The following is a 17987-nucleotide window of genomic DNA, read 5'->3' on the forward strand; positions in this document are numbered from 1 at the left end:
TCTGAGACCTCCGGGTGCCGGCTTCGCCGATGTGCGAGGCCTCCGCAGGAGGGGATTGATATGCAGGTCACTGGATTCATGCGGCGCCGCACGGGCGTCGTCCTGACCGCGATAGCGGCAGCCACGCTCGCTGGAGCAGTGCCAGCGAACGCCGAGGGGAACTGGAGCTCCTCCATCTCGTACTGGGGGTACAACGCCGAGTCCCGTCGGTGGACCGACAACCACACCGACGGGGACTGGACCACCGTCAGCTTCAGCGGCTGCTCGGACAACAACTCGGGCTGGTTCGCCTCCGGTAGGCCTACCACCGTCGAGCTGGACAAGGACATCTCCTGGTCCCCCGACATCAGCTACGGCGGCCGCGGCAACTTCTGCAACACCGTCGACTGGGGCGAGCGCACCGACAAGGGCCAGTACTACTTCATCCACAAGAGCGACTTCCGGCTGAACGTCGACTCGGTCTACACCGCCTACTGAGCAAGGGAAGGAAGCGACATGCAGCTCACCGGATTCATGCGGCGCCGCACGGGCGTCGTCCTGGCCACGATCGCGGCGGCCACACTCGCCGGAACGGTACCGGCCCACGCCGAGGGGAGCTGGAGCTCCCACATCAGCGACTGGACGTACAACTTCGAGTCCCGCCGGTGGACTGACAACCACGCTGACGGGAACTGGACCACCGTCAGCTTCAGTGGCTGCTACCACAACGGTTCGACGGACTACTTCAACCGCGGTGGACAGGCCACCATCGAGCTGGACAGGGACATCTCCTGGTCCCCCGACGTCAGCTACGGCGGCCGCGGCAACTCCTGCAACACCGTCGACTGGGGCGAGCGCACCACGGCCGGGCAGTACTACTTCATCTTCAAGGATGACTACCCACTGAGCGTCGACTCGGTCTACACCGCCTACTGACCGAACCGGCCCGAACGTCAGCTGGCCAGTGTGCCCGGCGGTGCTGACCCCTCCGCCGGGCACACGCACCAGCCAGGAAGCGGCTCGATCACATGGGAACATGCCCGACCTGCCACCAACCGACTACCAAACCACAACCAACCCCGAACTAACAGGGAAGTGGGGTGCTCGGTGACGGCTACCAACAGAGCAGCCCAGACCGGGCACCTGGGCTCGACATCGACCAGGTCGCAACCGAGGTGGGCGAGGTCGTCCTGCGACGCGGCAAGCTCCAGCCGCAGGATCGCTCGGAGGGGCGGGAAGTAGACCGGGGGCCTCACCACGGATATGGTGAGGCCCCCGGCCCTACTTTCACGCTGGTCGCCGCGGAGCGCTTGCCGACGTCAGCCGGCGCCTCGGTCACCACGAGGTACGCGGTTCCCTCGACAGCGGCTGACCGCCTCAGCCTCACCTCGACATCGACCGTCACCGGGGTCGGCGACCGGGCTGCCACCGCAGACAGGGCGGCGTCCAGCCCCCGGTCGGTGAAGGCGACGGGCAGCAGCATGATGTCAGGGCGAGGACACCGATGGGGATGCCGCCTTGGCTGGTAGTAGACGTGGGCGAATCGCGGGGTCACCGGGCGGGTTCGGGTAACAGTTCGGCGGCTGCTTCGATGCGGTCGAGGACGTTCCGGGCGGCGTCCGACAGCGGGTAGCGGCCGGCGTCGGCGCGGGTGGCGCGGGAACGAGGCGGGGTGCAGCGAGCGCAGGCGGTCGCCGACCACCTGCCACCGCTGCAGGCCCCGGTCCAGGCCGGCCGTGATCAGGGAGTCGGCGGTGAACGCGATCCGGGTGCCGGAGGAGTCGACGGCGAACAGGTCCGCGCGGTTGAAGCCGAACTCCGCCAGGTCGAGTTGCAGCTCCTGGCCGCCGAAGAACCCGAGCGCCGCCCTGACCAGCCTCAGGCCCGTCACGAAACCGTCGGCCGTCGCCTCCACCCGCGCTCCGAGCAGCGCCGCGCCGCCGGCCAGGACCGCCTCCCCGTCGGGTGTGTACTCGACGAGTTCCGCGTTCCGACGGTGGCCGTCGCCGGCGAACTCGCGCAGGGCAACCACGGTCTCCGCGTCCACGCAACACGGGCGGCTACCCGGCGGCGCGGATCAGCCGGTCGACTCCTGTTCGGCCTGCTCCTGCTCGGCCTCCACCTGGGCGTTCCACTCGCGCTTGGCCGCCCGCCAGGCCTCGTCGCTCTGGCCGGACCGCCAGTAGCCCGAGACCGACATCCGCTCGCGCGGGATGCCCCGCTCCACGCGCAGCAGGCGCCGCAGTTCCTTCACGAAGCCTGCCTCGCCGTGCACGAACGCGGATGCCGTGCCGGCGGGGAATTCCAGCGCGCACACCGCCTCGACCAGCGCCTCGCCCACCGGGCGCGCGCCGCGGTGCAGCCAGCTGATCTCGGCCCCGGCGGGCGAGACGATCTTCTGCTCCTCCGCGGCGTCCGCGACCTCGACGAAGGCGTGCACCACGGCATCGGCCGGCATCCGTTCCAGCGCCGCGGCAATCGCGGGCAGCGCGCTCTCGTCGCCCACCAGCAAGTGCCAGTCGGCACTCGGGTCGGGGGCGTAGCCGCCGCCGGGGCCCAGGAAGCGCACCGTCTCGCCGGGCTGTGCGCGGGCCGCCCATGGCCCGGCCAGGCCCTCGTCGCCGTGCACCACGAAGTCGATGGTCAGCTCGCGCAGGGCCGGGTCCCAGGCCCGCACGGTGTACGTCCGGGTGATCGGCCGCTGCTCCGGCGGGAACTCCTCGCGGATCCGCGCCATGTCGAAGGGCTCCGGGTAGCTCACGCCCTCGGGCGTGAAGAGCACCTTGACGTAGTGGTCGGTGAACTCGGTGGCGTCGAAGTCCTCCAACCCCGCACCGCCGAGGACCAGGCGCACCATGTGCGGTGTGATCCGCTCGGCGCGCAGCACCTGTGCTTCACGGGCCTGCGGTGTCCGGCGGGTCGGCTGGTCTGCCATGGTGCCCCCCTGGGCTGTGTGATCGCGCTTCTTGGTTAGGCTTGCCTAAGTTAGCACTCTTGAGGCGGTGCTCGGCTCAGGGGCGGCAGCCGATCCCCATTCCGTCCACGACCGGGAACATCACGCCCTGGCAGCCCTGGCGCGGAATGCGGACGCAGCAAGGGCGCGCGGATGCCTCCGCGGCCGGTGCGGCGCAGTCAGACCGCGCCGCGCGCCGGCCGGGAGTCGACGACCGAGGTCGCCGCTCGCAGAGGTCCGCTCAGAACCGGCGCGCTGTCCGAGACGGTTCCAACAGGCCGCCCGGGTGGACCTGACGATCAGTCAAGTCACGATCGCGGCAGAACGAATGGCGGGCGGCGACGGCGAGGACAGCGGCTTCCGCACGACCAGGTGCGGTCGGGCCTCAGGCGCGCCGCACCACGAAGGTGACCTCGGCGGTGTTCCCCTTGCCGCCGATCACCTCGCACGTGAGGCCCGCGCCGACAGTGCACTCGTTGATGTTCGACCCGGCATAGGGATTGCTCCAGTGGATCAACCCGTTCCAGGTGTCCACGCCGAAGCTGATCTGCCCCTCGGTGCCCGTCAGGAACCCGCACGACTCGGTTTTCCAGCTGGGGGCGACGTTCGGCAGGATGTAGCTCGGGGGCAGGGGGCTGCCGGCGGTCCAGCACCCGTGGGCCAGGGTGGCCGAGCCGAGGTAGAGCATGCTGCTGGTCTGGTTCGACAGGGTGACCTTGGTGCTGCGCACCGCGTAGCCGGCGGACGCCGTCGGGGTGGCCGACTGCGCTGTTCCGGCGCTGGGGGTGGCGGCCTGCGCCGCGGGAGCCAGGGCCAAGCCTGCGCTCAGCGCCAGGACGGCGGTCAGTACGGAGGACTGGACAACACGCTTCGAGGTCATGGCAGCCAACTCTCGATCGGAGGGTGGTCAGGTACATGTCTCAACGGGATGGCGGACCTCGTTGGTTCACCAACCGCCACGACGTACGGGAATGAGGGCCTGTGTGAGGTTGTGACCAGCCTTGTGGTCCCCCCTCCTCCGAGAGCGGAACAGGTAAGACCATTGGTTGTGACGCGTCGGCAACTCGCGGACGATCAGCGGACGATGATCGAGCCCCACCTGCCGGTCGGCAGGTTCAACCCGCACCCCGAGCGACTGCGGGAGCGCTCGGGCCGGTGTGCCAGCACCGCAGGCCGGCAACGCCACGACTCGCGGGAGCTCAGCAGTCGTACCGGTGGATCGTGGGCCAGCGGGGGCAAGCACGGCAGACGAAGACGTAGACACCACCCACGTCGCCCATGGCCATCCCGTGGCTGCCGCCCTGCGCGGTATCGGACAGCTCCCGGCCGGAGCCGGGCTGCCCTGCTACGCCCGGGCCCTGCCACCAGCACCCGAAGCGGTGCGTCCTTTCTGTCCATGTCGCCCAGCGCGTATCGGCGCTACGAGGCGCCGGGATGGCCAGGAACGTCTCCCGCACCTCGGTCCGATTCTTCTCGGTCCGGTCGGCGAGGAAAGCGTCGACGGCGGCCAGGCAACGGCCGGTCGAGTCGGTCCGAACGGTTCGCGCCGGCCGGGGCCGGGACAGGCCTCACGGGCCGTCCCGCCCGTCGCCCGGTTGCGCTGCGTCCCGAGGGGGCGGTGGCGTCGCAGGAGGGCTGGGCGAAGCGGCGGGAGAGGTGGTCGCCGGACCGCGCGCGATGCGGGCGCGGTCGTCGTGCGGCAGGACGACGAGGTACTGCTGGTCGGTGTCCTCGACGCGGGCCAGCGTGACGGAGGTGCCGGCCGCCGCGAGCGCCTCGGCGGCCGGGCCGGCTTCCTCCGTCATCCGGTCGAGCCGCGCGTAGGACCGGGTGAGGTCACGTGCCGGGCCGGTGCCCCAGAACGCGATCCGCGCGCCCCGGCGCAGCGCCGCGAGCAGGTCCGTCCGCAGCGGCCCGTCGTCGGCTTCCTGGAGGAGCAGGTCGTGCAGGCGTTCCTGCCCGCACGGCCGTGACGGCGCCGCCTCGGCCAGCGCCCGGCACTTCCGGCACGAGGCCAGGTCCTGCGGCCGGAAGTGGTGCAGGAAGAACGTCAGGTACTGGCCACGGATCCCGCACAGGGTCCGCCTCCCGTCCCCGGCGTGCCCGACACCGGGCACACCGTTGACCCCGACGAGGGGGAACTCGGCCGGCTCACGCGCCGCCGCGAACGACCAGGCCCCACCCGGCGCTTCGGTATCAGGAGAGTTGATCATGCCGGGCAGCATCCCACGCGGCCGACGAACTGAGCGAGAGCCGGTCCCGAACCCGGCCTGGAGGATGCCTCCGCACACCGGGCACCAGTACCGCTGCCGGAGAGGCCACCGTTCTTCGCAGGCCTGCTCCGCCGGCAGCACGAGGGCGATGACATGTGCGGCCCACCGCCGCTGACGGCTTGCCGCGGCCCGGCGGGCTCCGTCGCCGTACTTGCGGTGCGGCGAGGCGCCCGGCGGGAGCTGTCTGCGGCACGTCGGGCTCCGGCTCTGCCTGTACCTGGCCGCGCTCCCGGGATGCGCGCGCCCGAGACCCGCACGCCCTCGAAGTGCGACCGCACGCCGTCTACCGGCCGGCGCCGAGCTGCGCCAGGATGGTCGGCCAGTCAGCGTGTACGTGGAAGGGGAGCAGCATGGGCGATCACCAGAAGCCGCCGGCGCCGCTTGAGAAGGGGAGCCCGCCGCCGGGCAACCAGGACGGGCAGGTGCCTCCCGCGCCGCCGTCGGGCGGGAAGCACAAGAAGCCGTGAGCCCCGACGCCGACCTGGTGGAGCGTCGGGTGCGGATGGACGCGGCGATGGAGCAGGGCAGGGCGTGGCCCGAGGACTCGCCGTGGTTGCGGGAGGCCATGGCCGCGCTGCCGCGCGACCTGTTCGCACCGGATCGGCTGTGGCGCTGGGACGAATGCGCCTACGTGGCGATGGACCGCGCCACTGATGCGGGCGGGTGGGCGGACGAGCTGTACGGCGACGTCAACGGCGCGGCGATCACCCAGGTCACCGACGGTCTGCCGTCCTCCAGTCTGTCGGCGCCCGGCGTGGTGGCGGACATGCTGGACAGCCTCATGCTGGAGCCCGGGCACACGGTGTGGGACGTCGGCGGCGGGCAGGGCTGGACCTGTGCTCTGGCGGCCTGGCGGGCCGGACCCGGTCGGGTGGTGTCGACCGAGGTCGACGAGCGGCTGGCGGCGTTCGCCCGCGGGCGCCTGGCGGCCGCCGGGGTCGACGCCGAGGTGCTGGCCGGCGACGCCACCCACGCGGGGCCGCCCGGCGGCGCCAGGGTCGACCGGCTCCACGCCACCTACGCCGTCGACGCCGTCCCGTGGGGCTGGGTGGAGGCGACGAAGCCGGGCGGCCGGATCGTCTACCCCTGGGGCAGGCTCGGCCACGTCGCCCTCACCGTTGCCGACGACGGGCGCAGCGCGACGGGCTGGGTGCAGGGCCTGGCCCAGTTCATGGCCGACCGGCGCGGGCCGGCTCCGACGCGCGGTGACCACGCCACGTACACGGCGGTGCGCGAGGGTGGCGGGCCCGAGGTGCGGCGGGTCGTGGAACGCGATCCGGCGCCGCTGGCCGACGACTGGCACCTGCGCTTCGCGGTGCGGGTCGCCGTCCCGGACGCCGTCGTGCTGACGGGCCGGGGCGAGGACGGCGCCAACGTCTGGTTCCACGACGGCGACCGCTCGTGGGCGGCGCTGTCCGCGGACGGTGACGGGGGCGCGGTGCTGTTCCAGGGCGGGCCGCGGCGGATCGGCGACGAGGTGCTGACCGCCTGGTCCCAGTGGGAGGCGCTCGGCTCGCCGGAACTGTACGACTACGGGATCACCGTCACCCCCGAGAAGCAGTGGGCGTGGCAGGGCAGCCCGGGCGGCCCCCGCTGGCCTGTCGCACAGGCCGCCCCGGTCGCCCCGGTCGCCCCGGCCGGACGCTGACCGGGGCGGCCTGGCGACCCGGCGGCGGCCCATACCTGCCTCGGCGCCCGTGACCCCGGGCAACAAGGGCGCCGGCAAGGTGGGTTGCAGGCCGAGGTCCGCCTACCGGGCTCGGCGGGGAGGGCGGCCGAACAGTCGGTCGTTCATGGGTGCAGGCTGGTGTCCATGGACAGCGTCTCAGTAAGTGAACCGGTCGGAGACCTCAGCGCCTTGACGTTCGATCAGCTCACCGCGTTCGCCGAACGTCCTGGTCGGCACCGTGGCGAGTTGGAGGGCGTCCAGGAGATCAGCGCCCTGCGCGCGTACCGCTCCGAGGATGGTCTCGGACCGGCGGAGCGCAAGCAATGGGCGAAGCTGTCCCTGCGGGTCAACGCGCGCCTGCACGGCGACGGCCCTCGGGAACAGGCACGCATGGCCCAGAACGACTTCATGCTCCGAGCGTGGATCATCGACCGCTTCGGCCCCGATGCCCAGGACCCCGACTGGGACCCTGACGTTCTCGCCGCCGACACCCTCGCCGAGCTCGCCCTGAGTCCTGCGGAGGCCTGCGCTCTGGGCGCCCGGTGGCGGGCCCTGCCTGCCGAGCAGATCGGTGAGCTACGCCGCCTCAAGAACCTGACCGGTCACCTCGACCTGATCATCGGACACCTACGCCCCGGTCGCAGTCGCGACCAGCTTCAGGAATGGCTGGCCGTCCGGCCGCTTCTCCCCTGATCCGGGTGGCTGGCAGTCCGACGACGTGTCGGCTGATGCCGACGTCAGGGCAATGTGCTCAGGTCCGCACAAAGGAACGGACTCATGACAGATCGCGGTTCGAGTCTTCCCCGCTCGTGATGTCGAGGGCTCCGTCGTGCAGGACGAAGTGGCGGGCGGCATTGTCATCAACTGTGACGCGGGGATGGCTGGTGCCCTGGAATGCCTCGGTCTGCAACTGGAAGCGGGCAGGGTCGGCGCCTTTCGCGACGCGCAGGCGCCAGAAGGTGCCTTCGGCGCTCTCGGGACGGGGCGGCACGGCCAGGTGCACGAGGGCGGAGGCGTTGTGGTGTGTGCCGTAGCGCGTGTATGCCGAGGCGTACGTGGCCAATCGGAGCTCGGCCTCCGGCGGACCGGGGACCGCAGAGGGGTCCGGAGCGGGCTGCTGCGGTACGTCGGCGACCGGGTGTGTTCGGGCCTGGTCGCGGAGGCCGGCGAGGAGGGCCGGTTGGTGGGCCGTCTCTGGCAGCACCGTGGTGAACCAGTCGGCGAGGGCCGACCCGCCGCGGCGGGCCCAGGTCTCGATCAGTTGGCGGAAGGCGGCTTCGCGGCGGTGGGGCAGGCGGTGCGCGCCTGCGGCGAGGATCGCCGCGCCCGCTCCGGCGAAGGCCCGGTGGAAGTCGCGCACCGGGACCCGGTGAGCGCCCCAGGCAGAGCGGACCATGCGGATGTGCAGCATGGCGCGGTGGAGGAGGGTTGCTGCGGCCATGGCGTTGGTGCCCAAGCGCCCCTCCTGCGGGGTGTCGGGCCAGGTAGGTCGGCTGTCGCGGGGTGGTGTGGTCGCATCGGCCCGGTGTCCGGCGGCGGACAGGTGCCAGCAGCGGTCGTCTGGGTGGAGGTCTGCCGTCGCAGCGCGGAGTGTGCCGCGGGCTCCGATGCCGATCGACACCCCGTCCGCTTCCGGTCGAAGGGCTGCGCCCTGGGTGTCATGGGAATCGAAGCGGACCTCGGTGATGTCGCGTAGCCGTATGTCCAGCATGGCGGTCTCGGGAGGCGCGCCGTCGTCGACGGGATAGGAACGGGCCACCGCCAGTTCGAGACAGCCGACGAGCCGGCTGCCTGTCCGCTCGACCTGTAGGAAGCGGACCTCGGCCGACGCCAGCTCATAGTCGGCGGCGAGGATTTCTGCGATCTGCGGCGTCACCGCCATCACCGGGGCCATCACCCGTCCCAGATGGTCACGACCTGGCACGTACGGCTTCGCGGGCGCAAGCAGGTCGTCCAACGAGTGTCCGGCGGCCGAGGCTTGCTCCAGCATCCAGCATCCAGCGCCTCTCCTCACCGAGGCCGGCCATCCACTCCAACGCCGCCCGCGCACGACGCTCGCGCCCGCATCGCGTACTGGCCGTGGCTGCCCGAAACAGCGGGAAGGTGTTGTTGTCCCACACGTCCGCCGCCACGCGGATGGTCTCCCGGTCGAAGCAGCGGGCGTCCGAGGAGGCGTCAGCGATCTGCACCAGCGAGCGATCCAGCAGCGCCCCCAGCACAGCGACCGCGGAACCCCGCCGGCCCGGACGACCACACCCTCGTATCCGGGAGCGCCGACCGCACGGTGATCGTCTGGGATGTGACCAACCCGGTCCAGCCCTACAACCTCGGCGGTACCAGCACCCGGACCGGCGCAATCACCGCGGTCGCCGTCACCCCGGACGGGAAGACTCTCCTGTCCGGCGCCGAGGACAAGATCGTCAACGTCAACGACCTCGGCGCACTCGACGAACTGCGCAACCACGCCCATGCGCTGGCTTGCACACGGGCCGGCGGGGGACTCTCCGCCCCGGACTGGAGGGCCTACGTCCCGGGCTTGAGCCACCAACAGACCTGCTAGGACCTCCGGTCCGAGCCACTGCAATCGGAGCCGGACCTGAACGGCCGGCCGGCCGAACGGCGTTGGTAGTGGCAGGCGTTCCCCGTGTTCCCAGCTGGAACGCTCCGGCTGCCTCATGACTCCACGCCATAGCCCGGACGCGGCCGGGTGGCCGGCCCATGCGGCCGGGAGCCGTTCGTCGGCACCCTGGCATATTCCGCAGACCCACCGACTGCTCGCCCGCTACCCGCAGGAACGGGATACCGCCGAGATCCGGCGGCCTCCGAACGACGGTCTCAGCCAAGTCGATCCGCCGCCGTGCCTCCGGCGACTGATTGTCGGCGGAGGCTGATCGCCTCCCGGCCAGCAGGCCGCGGAGCCAGGAGGTGAAGTGGCACCACCACCGGCCCCTCCCCCGGTCCTCTCGCTCCTCCCCTCCTCCCCCGGCGCGGACCGGCGCGGACCGGCGCGGACCGGCGCGGACCGGCGCGGACCGGCGCCTCCAGCGCAGCCAGCTCTGCGGCCACGGCTCTACGTTCCGTCGTCGTCCGCGAGTTCGGCGGCCGCGGCTTGCCTCTCGGCCCCGTCCTGGTCACCAGCGCGTACGGCTGGCTGATCCGCAAGGGCCTGCCCCAGCGGCAGCTGTGCCGTTCCACGGCCTGCGCCGACGGCATCGACCTGGCATGGGGAGCCGACAGCGTGATGTGCGACGGCCGGCTGACCAACCGGCGCTCGCAAGGACGCCGGGCCAGGCGGGCCGTCGAGGAGGTGACGGCGGAGCTGGAGCGTCAGGCGCTGCCGTGAGCTGCCCCGAGTTTCATGGAGTCCGCGATTGTGTGATCAAGCCGTCCCGACCAGGTTTCGACAGCCAGCCCGCCGGACCCGAGGACCAGTACGCGAGGATGCGCGCCGCCCTGGCAGCGTGCGACCGGCCGACAACCGCACTGAGCTGGCTGCGCAGCCGGACAAATCCATGCGATCACAGCATTAACATCTCCTCCCATGAGTGATTCGAAGCATGTCCTTGACTGGCTGCAGGACTGGTACACCGACCAGTGCAACGAGGACTGGGAGCACGAGTGGGGCGTGAAGATCGCCACGCTCGACAACCCGGGTTGGACCGTCACCATTGACTTGGAGGAGACAGACCTGGAGGAATGCGAATATCCCCGACAGGACATCAACCGCAGTACACACGACTGGGTGTGGGTGTGGACCTCCGAGAAGATCTTTCACGCCAGCTGCGGCCCCGGCAACCTCACCGAGGCCATCACGCTGTTCCGCGCCTGGGCGACCGCGAACACCCCCTGAGCGTTCGCGCAGCCCGAGACCCCAACCCGACGTACCTATGCGGTCAGTACAGATGTGATCCCCCATCACCGGGCCTTCATTGAGGATTGTTCATCCTGAACTTGCAGGTCACGGGGCTGGCGTGGGTCGGGGGTGGGGCACTCGGGCCGGTCTACGGCGTGATCGGTAGCAGATGATCGTCCGTCAGCGGGAGATTTCGGCGTTCGTCGACGCGAGCAGAGCCTGCAGAAGCATGGTGGCGTGCCGGGTCTGTTCATGCAGACCTTGGTGAGGACCCGTCAGTTCTTCAGGCCGGCGAAGCCGTGCTCGTTGGCTGCGGGTTCGCGGTTGACCCGGTCGGCCATGCTGGTCGCCCGCCTCAGCACGGACCACGGAGGTGGTGGCCTCCCAGCGCATTGCGCGGGCCTGGCAGCCATGATTGGCTCGCCTGGTGAAGCTTCTGTTGACGTCGAGCGGCCTGCGCAACGAGACATTGCGGGATGCGCTGCGGGACCTGCTGGGAAAGCCGTTCGAGTCGGCGAACATCGTGTACGTTCCCACGGCATCCGTTGCCGAACCCGGAGACCACGGGTGGTTCGTCGCGGACATGAGTCGACTGCATGGTCTCGGCTGGCAGGAGTTCGACATCCTGGAGCTGAACGGCCTGCCTCGGCAGATGGTGCTTGACCGGCTGCTTCACGCCGACGTCATCTATGTCGAGGGCGGCAGTCACTACCATCTCGCGCGCAGTATCACCGGCAACGGCCTGGCCGACGGCTTCTTGGAGGTGCTGGAGAACCGGGTCTATGTGGGGGTGAGCGCCGGATCGATGATCTTCAGCCGAAATCTCACCGAACATTCCGCCGACGTCATCGGGGATACTGCGGACCTGCACGTGCTCGGCGCGACGACGGTGGAGCCGCCGTTCGGTCTCTTCGACTGGTACCTGAAGCCGCACCTGGACTCGCCGGACTTCCCGGGGCGGGACGACGTCTGGGCTGATCGCATCGTCGAGCGGGCGGACTTCCCGATCTACTTCATCGACGACGACACGGCTATTCGCGTCAGCGACGGCAAAGTGGACGTCGTCTCCGAAGGGCGCTGGCGGTTTCACCCCTGACGCAACGCGCGGTGCGGCACATCTTCTCTTCCCCGATCCGGGCGAAGTGCTGGTCCAGGGCGGAGAGATAGACGTTGGCCAGCGGCGGGGAGACCACCCGCCCTGCGAAGTTCCGGTCAAGGTCTCCGTAGACCCACCGTTCGGCTCGGCCGGTCGGGGGCGTGATCGCTGGCAGGTGATCGCCCGTCAGCGGGAGATTTCGGCGTTCGTCAGCACGAGCAGGGCCCGTAGGCGGCGGTGTGCTTGGCGTTCATGCGGACCTTGCTGAGGATCCTCCAGTTCTTCAGGTCCGCGAAGCCGTGCTCGTTGGCCGCGCGTTCGCGGCTGACCAGCCGGTTCGCCTCCTTCTGGGCCTCGGTCAGCGGATGTCCCCGGGTCGCCCTGCGCCCGGTGACGATCACCGGGTCGTCCGGGTCGTCGTCCAGACCGACGAAGCCGAGGTCGGCCAAGGCGCCGAGGCCGGCTTCGCGGAGCTTGGCGCAGATCTTGTCGTGGCGCGCGGTGGTGATCTCGCCGGAGCGGCCCGGCTTCGCCGCCGAGATCCAGATCAGGTTTTTGCCCTTCTCGTGGACCCAGCTCAGATGCCACGTCTCCAGGAGATCCACGTCAATCTCATCGACCGCCTGCAGGAGCCCAAGGACCAGGGCTGGATCGGCGAGGCCGCCGCCAGCGAGACCACCTGGCCGCCGGCGCACAGAGACTGGAGGCCATGCGCGAGCGTGCAGCGCAACCTTCCACCGTCCACCTCGGCATGCCCGACTTCCGCCGGGACGCCGGACGGAGCAGCGCCGATGCGGAGGACCGAGCGCCAACGCTTTCCCGATCTCCGGAGGCAAGTCCTCGACCTGCAGGTTGGGCGCGGGCGGCGCCACCAACATCGGTTGCACCGTCAGCACCCAACTCGGCGATACTCCATGCCGACAGGACGCGCGGCGAACTCGCTCGAAGGGCCCCGACCCGAGCTCCTGCAGGGACGACAGATGGTGAGGTTGAGATGGAAGCGACAGGCGCGCGGGCGGAGTTCAACTACTCTCTGACCGGCGACGACGACGAGGACACCCCTTGGGGTTTCGCTCAGGATTGCACAGGCTTGTTCGCGCCGCTCAAGAATGACCACCGGTTGGTCGACTTGCGCGGATGCGCACCGGAGGGCGGGCTGCTGGCCGCTCTCGACCGTGTTGGTGGACACGACGCCTGCGCGGGAAACGCCTACCTGACCCTGCTCGATACCGCTGGTACCACGATGGGGTCTTACTTCGTCGGTGGTGTCACCGTGACCGCCGTCAAGCCATCAGTTCTCGGTGAGGGCCTCTTCGATGTCTCGGTACGGCTCTGGTGTCAAAATGCGCTTCCTGGCTCCGCCGGGGTGTGGGAACTGATCCGTACCGGGCAGTTGAACCGAAATGGACTGTGGAGATCCATGGGTCCGGCGGGCCGTCTTGCATGGTTGTCCGTGGCTATGTTGTCCCGGGAATACCGGCACCGGAACGACGATGGCGACCGGTCACCGGGACAAGTGTTCAGGATGGACGGCCGTCAGGTCATCGACGTCGACAGCTTCTACTGCGCGCTGGGCGAAGCGATCGACGGGCCCGGCGGATACTTCGGCTGGAACCTCGACGCCTTGGACGACTGCCTCGGAGGAGGCTGGGGTGCCTCTTCTCCGTTCACGTTGGAATGGCAGCACTCGGAGGTAGCCAGGACGCGGCTCGTGAGACAGCGTGCGCTGCACGAGGGCACTGCGGCCCTGTTCGAGGTTCTCCTTGAGATCTTCGCCGACCACGGGGTCGAGGTCGTCCTGCAGTGAGGCAGCGAGTACCCATGGCGCACCGCGCGCTGACGGATGGCGGCCGGGCAGCAGCTGGCGGTGCGACACGCCCGAATGCTCCCGGGCGCCAGGATTTCCAGCCACTACTTTCAGCGGCTCAACTGCGATCCGCCCCGCCAGGCCGCCAGCTGGGTTAGGTGTGCGTGTGTTGCGGAAGTGGCGGTTGGTGCCTTGGTAGTGCGGGAGACTCACGCCATGGATGGGATCTATCGACTGCGGCGCCAGACGAACCGCTGGGCGCGTTTCGCCGAGGTCAGCGTGCGCCTGGTCCCGGTGGCGAGTGCTGGCGTTGTGGTCCGTGCGGCGGTGTTCGGCCGAAATGGCTCGGCAGTCGTCGATGACGCGGGGGACCCGGGCGCCGAGGCGGAAGCGCGAGAAGGCGTCCGGTACGCGCTGAGGGAACTGCCCGCCGGCATCCGCGGCTGGCTGGTGGAGATCACCGGGATTGTCATCGCTCCTGCTGATACCGGTCCGGGTGACGTGAAGTTCGCTGCCGCCCACGCCGTCTGGCAAGCGCTGGGACACCTGCCGTCCCGCCCGCCGTTCACGGGTGAGGACGGGAGCCCGGTGTTTCCAGCGGAGGAAACTCCTGATCGCGGTCTGTGATGATCTTGGCGCGGGGTGCGGAGGCCTGACGGACGAACAGTGGGTCCGACTGGAGGAGTTGCTGCCGGCGGGTAAGAAGACAGGGCGGCCTCCGTACCGGACCCATCAGCAGGCCGCCGGGGCGGCGAAAAGGGGGCCTCCAGAAGGAGCCGCCAACTCAAGCGCCACGGGCCGCCGCTACGAGATACGACAAACCTGCCGTCCGCTACGAAGCGACCGTGCTGGCCACAGCCATCAACGAATGGCTGTGACCAGCACTTTCACAACAGGCCATAGTTCGGATGAGCCCGTGTCAGGTGCCCCATGCTCCGTCTCGACCTCGTCCAAGAGCCCAGGCTGCTCGAGATCGAGATCAACACCCGCTGCCTCGGGGAGACCCGACGGATGCAGTGGCTCGGCGAACTCGCCGGCCTGCAGGAGAGCCTGCGGCACATTGCTGACAAGAAGTGTCAGGTCGAACAGCTGCGAGTCCAGGCCGGCCCGGACGCGGATGGTGTCATTGCCCTGAGCCAAGGGGGTGGTGCTTACCCCGAAATCACAGTTCGGGGCCTACCCCGCCGGGCTTCTGGCGAGAACTACCGCAACTTCCGATCAAGAGGAGGGCAGTGGCTGAGGTCATCAGGTCGGTTCACGAATGGGCCGCAGAGCCACAGGCAGGCCGACTTCGAGCTCACCCGCAACCTGCGGGCAACCTCCGGCGGCCCCAGCCCATCGGCGAACAACCCGGCGGCCTCCAGCCGCACCTCCTCGCGACGCTGGCGACCTTTCGCCGCCAGCCCGCCCCCATCCGCCTATCGCATACCTACGGCATAGCGCGCAGATGACCATCAGTCAGCTACATGAACAGGCCAATCACCCCGAAGCGCCGAAGTCAGTAAGACCGTGTCCTATGTGGTGGGGCGGGTCAGGCGTTTGTAGCAGCAGAGGGTGGCGGCGAGGCCGAGGAAGGCCAGGTAGGTGCGGGGGTCGCGTTCGTAGCGGTGGTTGAGCCGGCGGTAGCCGGTCAGCCATGACGTCGTTCGTTCGATGGCCCGCCTGCGACGCCCGAGGCGTTCGCTGGAGTCGATTCGGCCTCGGCGCCGGATCGGCGCACGCCGCCGGCTGGCCGCCGCCGCAGCCGGGCGCCCACCTGTACACGGGCACCGGCGGGAGCGGGGCGGTGACCACGGTCGGCCTGGGCGACTTCGGCACCTGCCACGCCCTGTCGGCGCCCGCCCGCTCCGTCCAGGTCGTCTCCGGCTCCGTGTCCGTGGCGCTGTACCCGGACACGGGCTGCGCCGGCGCGTACCCGTGGGCCACCGGCTCGCTGGCCCAAGCCAACCTGCCGTGGGCGATGCGGAGTTACCGGGTGGTCCCGGCCTGACGGACGGCGCAGCGGCTTCGGACGGCCGCCCCGGGCGGAGGCCTCGAACGCCGGTACCGGGGGTGCGGGAGCCAGTCGGCTCGCGCCCCTGGTACCGGCGTTTTCCGTTGGGGCCTGGTCGTCCCGGCCGGTGTTTGTGCCGGTCAGGCCTAGCGCGCCTGGGCCCAGCTGTAGAGGCGGTGGGCGCTGTCACCGAGGCGGGTGGCGTACAGCGTGCCGGGCTGCCCGCCCGCGAGGTCATCCGTGGTGGTGGTGACGCCGACGACGGTGCCGGCGCCGGTCCGGGTGTCGAAGCGGGCGAAGTGCGGGCCGCCGCTCGCCCCGTGGGCCATGTCGCAGGACTCGCCCCACAGCAGGGGCGCCTTGGGGGCCGGCCGGTCCGGTCCGGCGCAGTGGATCATGCGTGAACCGGCGTACTTGGCGCTGGGGTCGTTGAGCCGGTCCTTCGGGTAGCCGAAGGTGTGGATGAACTCGCCCGCCGCGGGCTCGGTGAACGCGATCCGCTGGCTTCCGGTGACGTCCGCGATCCGGCGCCCCTCGGCTGACGGGTTCGCCACGAGGACCCCGGTGTCGTAGCCGGCGACGGCGACGTCGTTCGAGGTCGCGCTGCCCGGATCGGCGTCCCAACGGGACGACGTGGCCATCGACTTGATGCTGAATCCGCCGAGCGGCTTCGTCCCGTTGCGGTAGCCGGGCACGAAGTAGAGGTTGTGCTGCCAGGTGTCGTCGGTGGCGGGAGCCCCGACGCCCCGCAGGCAGTGCGCCGCGGTGACGACGGTGCTGCGGTTCGCACTGTTGACGACGGTCGCGGTGCAACTGCCGTCGTAGCCGTCGGAGAAGGTGAAGAAGAGCCGGCCGACGCTCCGGTCCACCGCGCCGCCGTGGGTCCAGACGGCGCCGGGGTCCGGCGTGTTCGGCGGGAGCGGACGCGGATCGTCGGGCGTGGTGTCGTCCTCGGGCACGGGGGTGATCTCGGGAACCATGGCGCCCGCCAGCTTCATCCGCGCGGCGGTCCAGTAGGCGTCGATCCGGCTGCGCTCCTGGGCGGTCGTGGCGCCGGCGTGCGAAGTGACGGAGTCCGGTTCCGCGGCGAAGGCCGCGGTGGGCAGCAGCACCGCCGCTGCCGTGGTCGCGCTCAGCAGGAGGGCGGCTGCGGCGGAGAGGCCGCGGGGGAGTTCTCGGCGTGTGGCTGACATCGTTGCCCATCTCGGTCGGGTGCGGTTCGTGTCGGGTGCGGTTCGCTTCGGGTGCGGTCCGCGCTCGGGTGCGGTCCGTACGCGGGGGGCGGCCGCGGTCCGCCCCGCGCGTCACGGATATCCGGCACTGTAGGAACAGAACGTCAGGTCCTGGTCTGGGGCGCGTTTCGCTCTTCCATCGGTACCGTCAGGTTCCGGTAACGACGTCTCGTCCTCGTACCGGTGCCGGGTGTGCGCTCCGGTCCGGTTCCAGCCGCAGTTCACGGCCGACGGAGAGGCGGCCGACGGGTTTGTCGAGGTCCGTCGGGACCATGGTTGTGCTCCGCACCGCGAGGGGCTCCCCGGGCTTCGCAAAAAAGGAGCTTGAGGCCACTGGCGCGCGTGTTGTACTTGGCACATGGGGGTTGGCGACGGTCGGATGCGGTTGCGGGTGACGAGCCACCCTGTTGCCGATCCCGAATCCGGGCTCAGCCGGATCCTGAGCACTGGTCCCATGCTCCGCAACACTTTCGTCCGCCCGCCCGACTACCGAGTCGGGTATCTGGGCGCAAGCCGCGCCGATCTCCTTCGGCTCGGCGCTCTGTTCCGCGTCGCCGCGGCGAGCCCGCACAGCGCGATCTACATTCCGGTCCCACCGGGCGCCCATCCGATGGCCTCCGCCGGCGGCGACACCCATCCGATGCCCATGCTCCTGGCCCGTGAGGACATGGGACTGCGGCCGTCCGACTGGCCGGATCTGCGGCACAGGATGCGCCGCGCCTCGGTGCCGTTGAGGGTGACCGCCCCAGCGGCACGATCTCCCGACCGTCCCGACGACGTCCGTCGCCGAGCCGATCGCCACCCCGCCCGCTTCGCCGAGTACGCCGCGACGATCGTCATCACCGCCCGTGCCGAGCTGCTGTTCTGGATCGGCGACTGGCTCACCGCCGCCGGCGACCGCGTCGCCCAAGACCCCCACGTCCATCAGCACGGCGAGAGCTTCCTCGGCGACATGGTGGGCTTCTTCGACCTCAGGGGCACGGACCAGCCCATGCACGCGTTCTGCGTGGTCGCCGTCGAACCGATCTTCCACCAGGCCCGCTGGCGGAAACAGCGAACACCCAACTGAAGCAGCGGTGGTAGCCGAAGCCCGCCGCGTCGAGGGCCTGCGTCCGCGGCGGCCGGTCAGTCC

General features: G+C 70.2%; 21 protein-coding genes and 3 pseudogenes. 13 read left to right on the plus strand and 11 right to left on the minus strand.

The genetic code is table 11. From position 1 onward, the window contains the following. Positions 1–60 precede the first annotated feature (60 nt). Both ACFWPI_RS00055 and ACFWPI_RS00060 read left to right on the plus strand, forming a co-directional pair. On the plus strand, positions 61–477 hold the full coding sequence (locus ACFWPI_RS00055; RefSeq protein WP_380377784.1) for a hypothetical protein: 417 nt from the start codon (positions 61–63) through the stop codon (positions 475–477). A gap of 18 nt (positions 478–495) precedes the next feature. Then, positions 496–915: a hypothetical protein gene (locus ACFWPI_RS00060; protein WP_380377783.1), complete on the plus strand. Its 420-nt coding sequence runs from the start codon at positions 496–498 to the stop codon at positions 913–915. 316 nt (positions 916–1231) lie between these two features. On the opposite strand, the gene ACFWPI_RS00065 is transcribed toward ACFWPI_RS00060, so the two are convergent. The 5 genes and pseudogenes from ACFWPI_RS00065 to ACFWPI_RS00085 all read right to left on the minus strand — a co-directional run bounded on the left by ACFWPI_RS00065 (position 1232) and on the right by ACFWPI_RS00085 (position 5145). Next, positions 1232–2026 (minus strand): hypothetical protein, encoded by a 795-nt coding sequence (locus tag ACFWPI_RS00065; protein WP_380377781.1) that lies wholly within the window; start codon positions 2024–2026, stop codon positions 1232–1234. A gap of 30 nt (positions 2027–2056) precedes the next feature. Further along, positions 2057–2914: a siderophore-interacting protein gene (locus tag ACFWPI_RS00070; RefSeq protein ID WP_380377779.1), complete on the minus strand. Its 858-nt coding sequence runs from the start codon at positions 2912–2914 to the stop codon at positions 2057–2059. Positions 2915–3317: 403 nt separating this feature from the next. Continuing rightward, the gene (locus ACFWPI_RS00075) at positions 3318–3812 is read right to left on the minus strand and encodes a hypothetical protein (RefSeq protein WP_380377778.1); all 495 of its coding nucleotides are present in this window, start codon (positions 3810–3812) and stop codon (positions 3318–3320) included. A 470-nt stretch (positions 3813–4282) separates the two neighbouring features. Continuing rightward, positions 4283–4467, minus strand: a pseudogene (locus ACFWPI_RS00080) (DUF1768 domain-containing protein); the annotation flags it as partial. Positions 4468–4500: 33 nt separating this feature from the next. Then, complete coding sequence (locus ACFWPI_RS00085; protein WP_380377776.1) at positions 4501–5145, minus strand: hypothetical protein; 645 nt, start codon at positions 5143–5145, stop codon at positions 4501–4503. A gap of 523 nt (positions 5146–5668) precedes the next feature. On the opposite strand from ACFWPI_RS00085, the gene ACFWPI_RS00090 reads away from it, so the two are divergent. Both ACFWPI_RS00090 and ACFWPI_RS00095 read left to right on the plus strand, forming a co-directional pair. Further along, positions 5669–6853 (plus strand): protein-L-isoaspartate O-methyltransferase, encoded by a 1185-nt coding sequence (locus ACFWPI_RS00090; protein WP_380377774.1) that lies wholly within the window; start codon positions 5669–5671, stop codon positions 6851–6853. Between the two features lie 210 nt (positions 6854–7063). Beyond that, on the plus strand, positions 7064–7567 hold the full coding sequence (locus ACFWPI_RS00095) for a hypothetical protein (protein WP_380377773.1): 504 nt from the start codon (positions 7064–7066) through the stop codon (positions 7565–7567). 82 nt (positions 7568–7649) lie between these two features. Here the strand turns inward: ACFWPI_RS00095 and ACFWPI_RS00100 are convergent, their stop codons facing one another. Next, positions 7650–8864: a hypothetical protein gene (locus ACFWPI_RS00100; protein ID WP_380377802.1), complete on the minus strand. Its 1215-nt coding sequence runs from the start codon at positions 8862–8864 to the stop codon at positions 7650–7652. Here ACFWPI_RS00100 and ACFWPI_RS00105 point away from each other — a divergent pair. From ACFWPI_RS00105 to ACFWPI_RS00125, 5 genes and pseudogenes are all read left to right on the plus strand, one after another. Beyond that, positions 8781–9173: pseudogene (locus ACFWPI_RS00105) on the plus strand (WD40 repeat domain-containing protein); the annotation flags it as partial. The gene ACFWPI_RS00100 and the pseudogene ACFWPI_RS00105 overlap by 84 nt on opposite strands. Next, positions 9174–9434 carry a hypothetical protein gene (locus tag ACFWPI_RS00110; RefSeq protein WP_380377800.1) on the plus strand — a complete coding sequence of 87 codons (261 nt, stop codon included), beginning with the start codon at positions 9174–9176 and terminating at the stop codon, positions 9432–9434. A gap of 549 nt (positions 9435–9983) precedes the next feature. Beyond that, the gene (locus ACFWPI_RS00115) at positions 9984–10217 is read left to right on the plus strand and encodes a hypothetical protein (protein ID WP_380377771.1); all 234 of its coding nucleotides are present in this window, start codon (positions 9984–9986) and stop codon (positions 10215–10217) included. 198 nt (positions 10218–10415) lie between these two features. After that, entirely contained in the window at positions 10416–10724 is a 309-nt protein-coding gene (locus ACFWPI_RS00120; protein WP_380377770.1) for an immunity 53 family protein, read from the plus strand. A gap of 430 nt (positions 10725–11154) precedes the next feature. After that, positions 11155–11823: a Type 1 glutamine amidotransferase-like domain-containing protein gene (locus ACFWPI_RS00125; protein ID WP_380377768.1), complete on the plus strand. Its 669-nt coding sequence runs from the start codon at positions 11155–11157 to the stop codon at positions 11821–11823. A 209-nt stretch (positions 11824–12032) separates the two neighbouring features. On the opposite strand, the gene ACFWPI_RS00130 is transcribed toward ACFWPI_RS00125, so the two are convergent. Beyond that, positions 12033–12428 carry a transposase family protein gene (locus tag ACFWPI_RS00130; RefSeq protein ID WP_380377766.1) on the minus strand — a complete coding sequence of 132 codons (396 nt, stop codon included), beginning with the start codon at positions 12426–12428 and terminating at the stop codon, positions 12033–12035. 389 nt (positions 12429–12817) lie between these two features. Here ACFWPI_RS00130 and ACFWPI_RS00135 point away from each other — a divergent pair, with 389 nt between their 5' ends. Next, positions 12818–13630 carry a barstar family protein gene (locus ACFWPI_RS00135; RefSeq protein WP_363367961.1) on the plus strand — a complete coding sequence of 271 codons (813 nt, stop codon included), beginning with the start codon at positions 12818–12820 and terminating at the stop codon, positions 13628–13630. 216 nt (positions 13631–13846) lie between these two features. Further along, positions 13847–14257, plus strand: coding sequence for a hypothetical protein (locus ACFWPI_RS00140; protein WP_380377765.1), 411 nt, complete (start codon positions 13847–13849; stop codon positions 14255–14257). Between the two features lie 234 nt (positions 14258–14491). On the opposite strand, the gene ACFWPI_RS00145 is transcribed toward ACFWPI_RS00140, so the two are convergent. The 3 genes and pseudogenes from ACFWPI_RS00145 to ACFWPI_RS00155 form a co-directional block, all read right to left on the minus strand. Beyond that, positions 14492–14770, minus strand: coding sequence for a hypothetical protein (locus tag ACFWPI_RS00145; protein ID WP_380377764.1), 279 nt, complete (start codon positions 14768–14770; stop codon positions 14492–14494). A gap of 62 nt (positions 14771–14832) precedes the next feature. Further along, positions 14833–15000, minus strand: coding sequence for a helix-turn-helix domain-containing protein (locus ACFWPI_RS00150; RefSeq protein ID WP_380377763.1), 168 nt, complete (start codon positions 14998–15000; stop codon positions 14833–14835). 144 nt (positions 15001–15144) lie between these two features. Continuing rightward, positions 15145–15342: pseudogene (locus ACFWPI_RS00155) on the minus strand (IS5/IS1182 family transposase); the annotation flags it as partial. Between ACFWPI_RS00155 and ACFWPI_RS00160 the strand changes: the two are divergent. Beyond that, on the plus strand, positions 15267–15620 hold the full coding sequence (locus ACFWPI_RS00160) for a hypothetical protein (RefSeq protein ID WP_380377761.1): 354 nt from the start codon (positions 15267–15269) through the stop codon (positions 15618–15620). The pseudogene ACFWPI_RS00155 and the gene ACFWPI_RS00160 sit on opposite strands and share 76 nt — an antisense overlap. Before the next feature lie 149 nt (positions 15621–15769). Here the strand turns inward: ACFWPI_RS00160 and ACFWPI_RS00165 are convergent, their stop codons facing one another. Then, complete coding sequence (locus ACFWPI_RS00165) at positions 15770–16816, minus strand: trypsin-like serine peptidase (protein ID WP_380377760.1); 1047 nt, start codon at positions 16814–16816, stop codon at positions 15770–15772. 493 nt (positions 16817–17309) lie between these two features. On the opposite strand from ACFWPI_RS00165, the gene ACFWPI_RS00170 reads away from it, so the two are divergent. Further along, complete coding sequence (locus ACFWPI_RS00170; protein WP_380377758.1) at positions 17310–17924, plus strand: hypothetical protein; 615 nt, start codon at positions 17310–17312, stop codon at positions 17922–17924. Positions 17925–17987 lie beyond the last annotated feature (63 nt).

This window comes from Kitasatospora sp. NPDC058492 (assembly GCF_042720685.1).
GTDB lineage: Bacteria > Actinomycetota > Actinomycetes > Streptomycetales > Streptomycetaceae > Kitasatospora.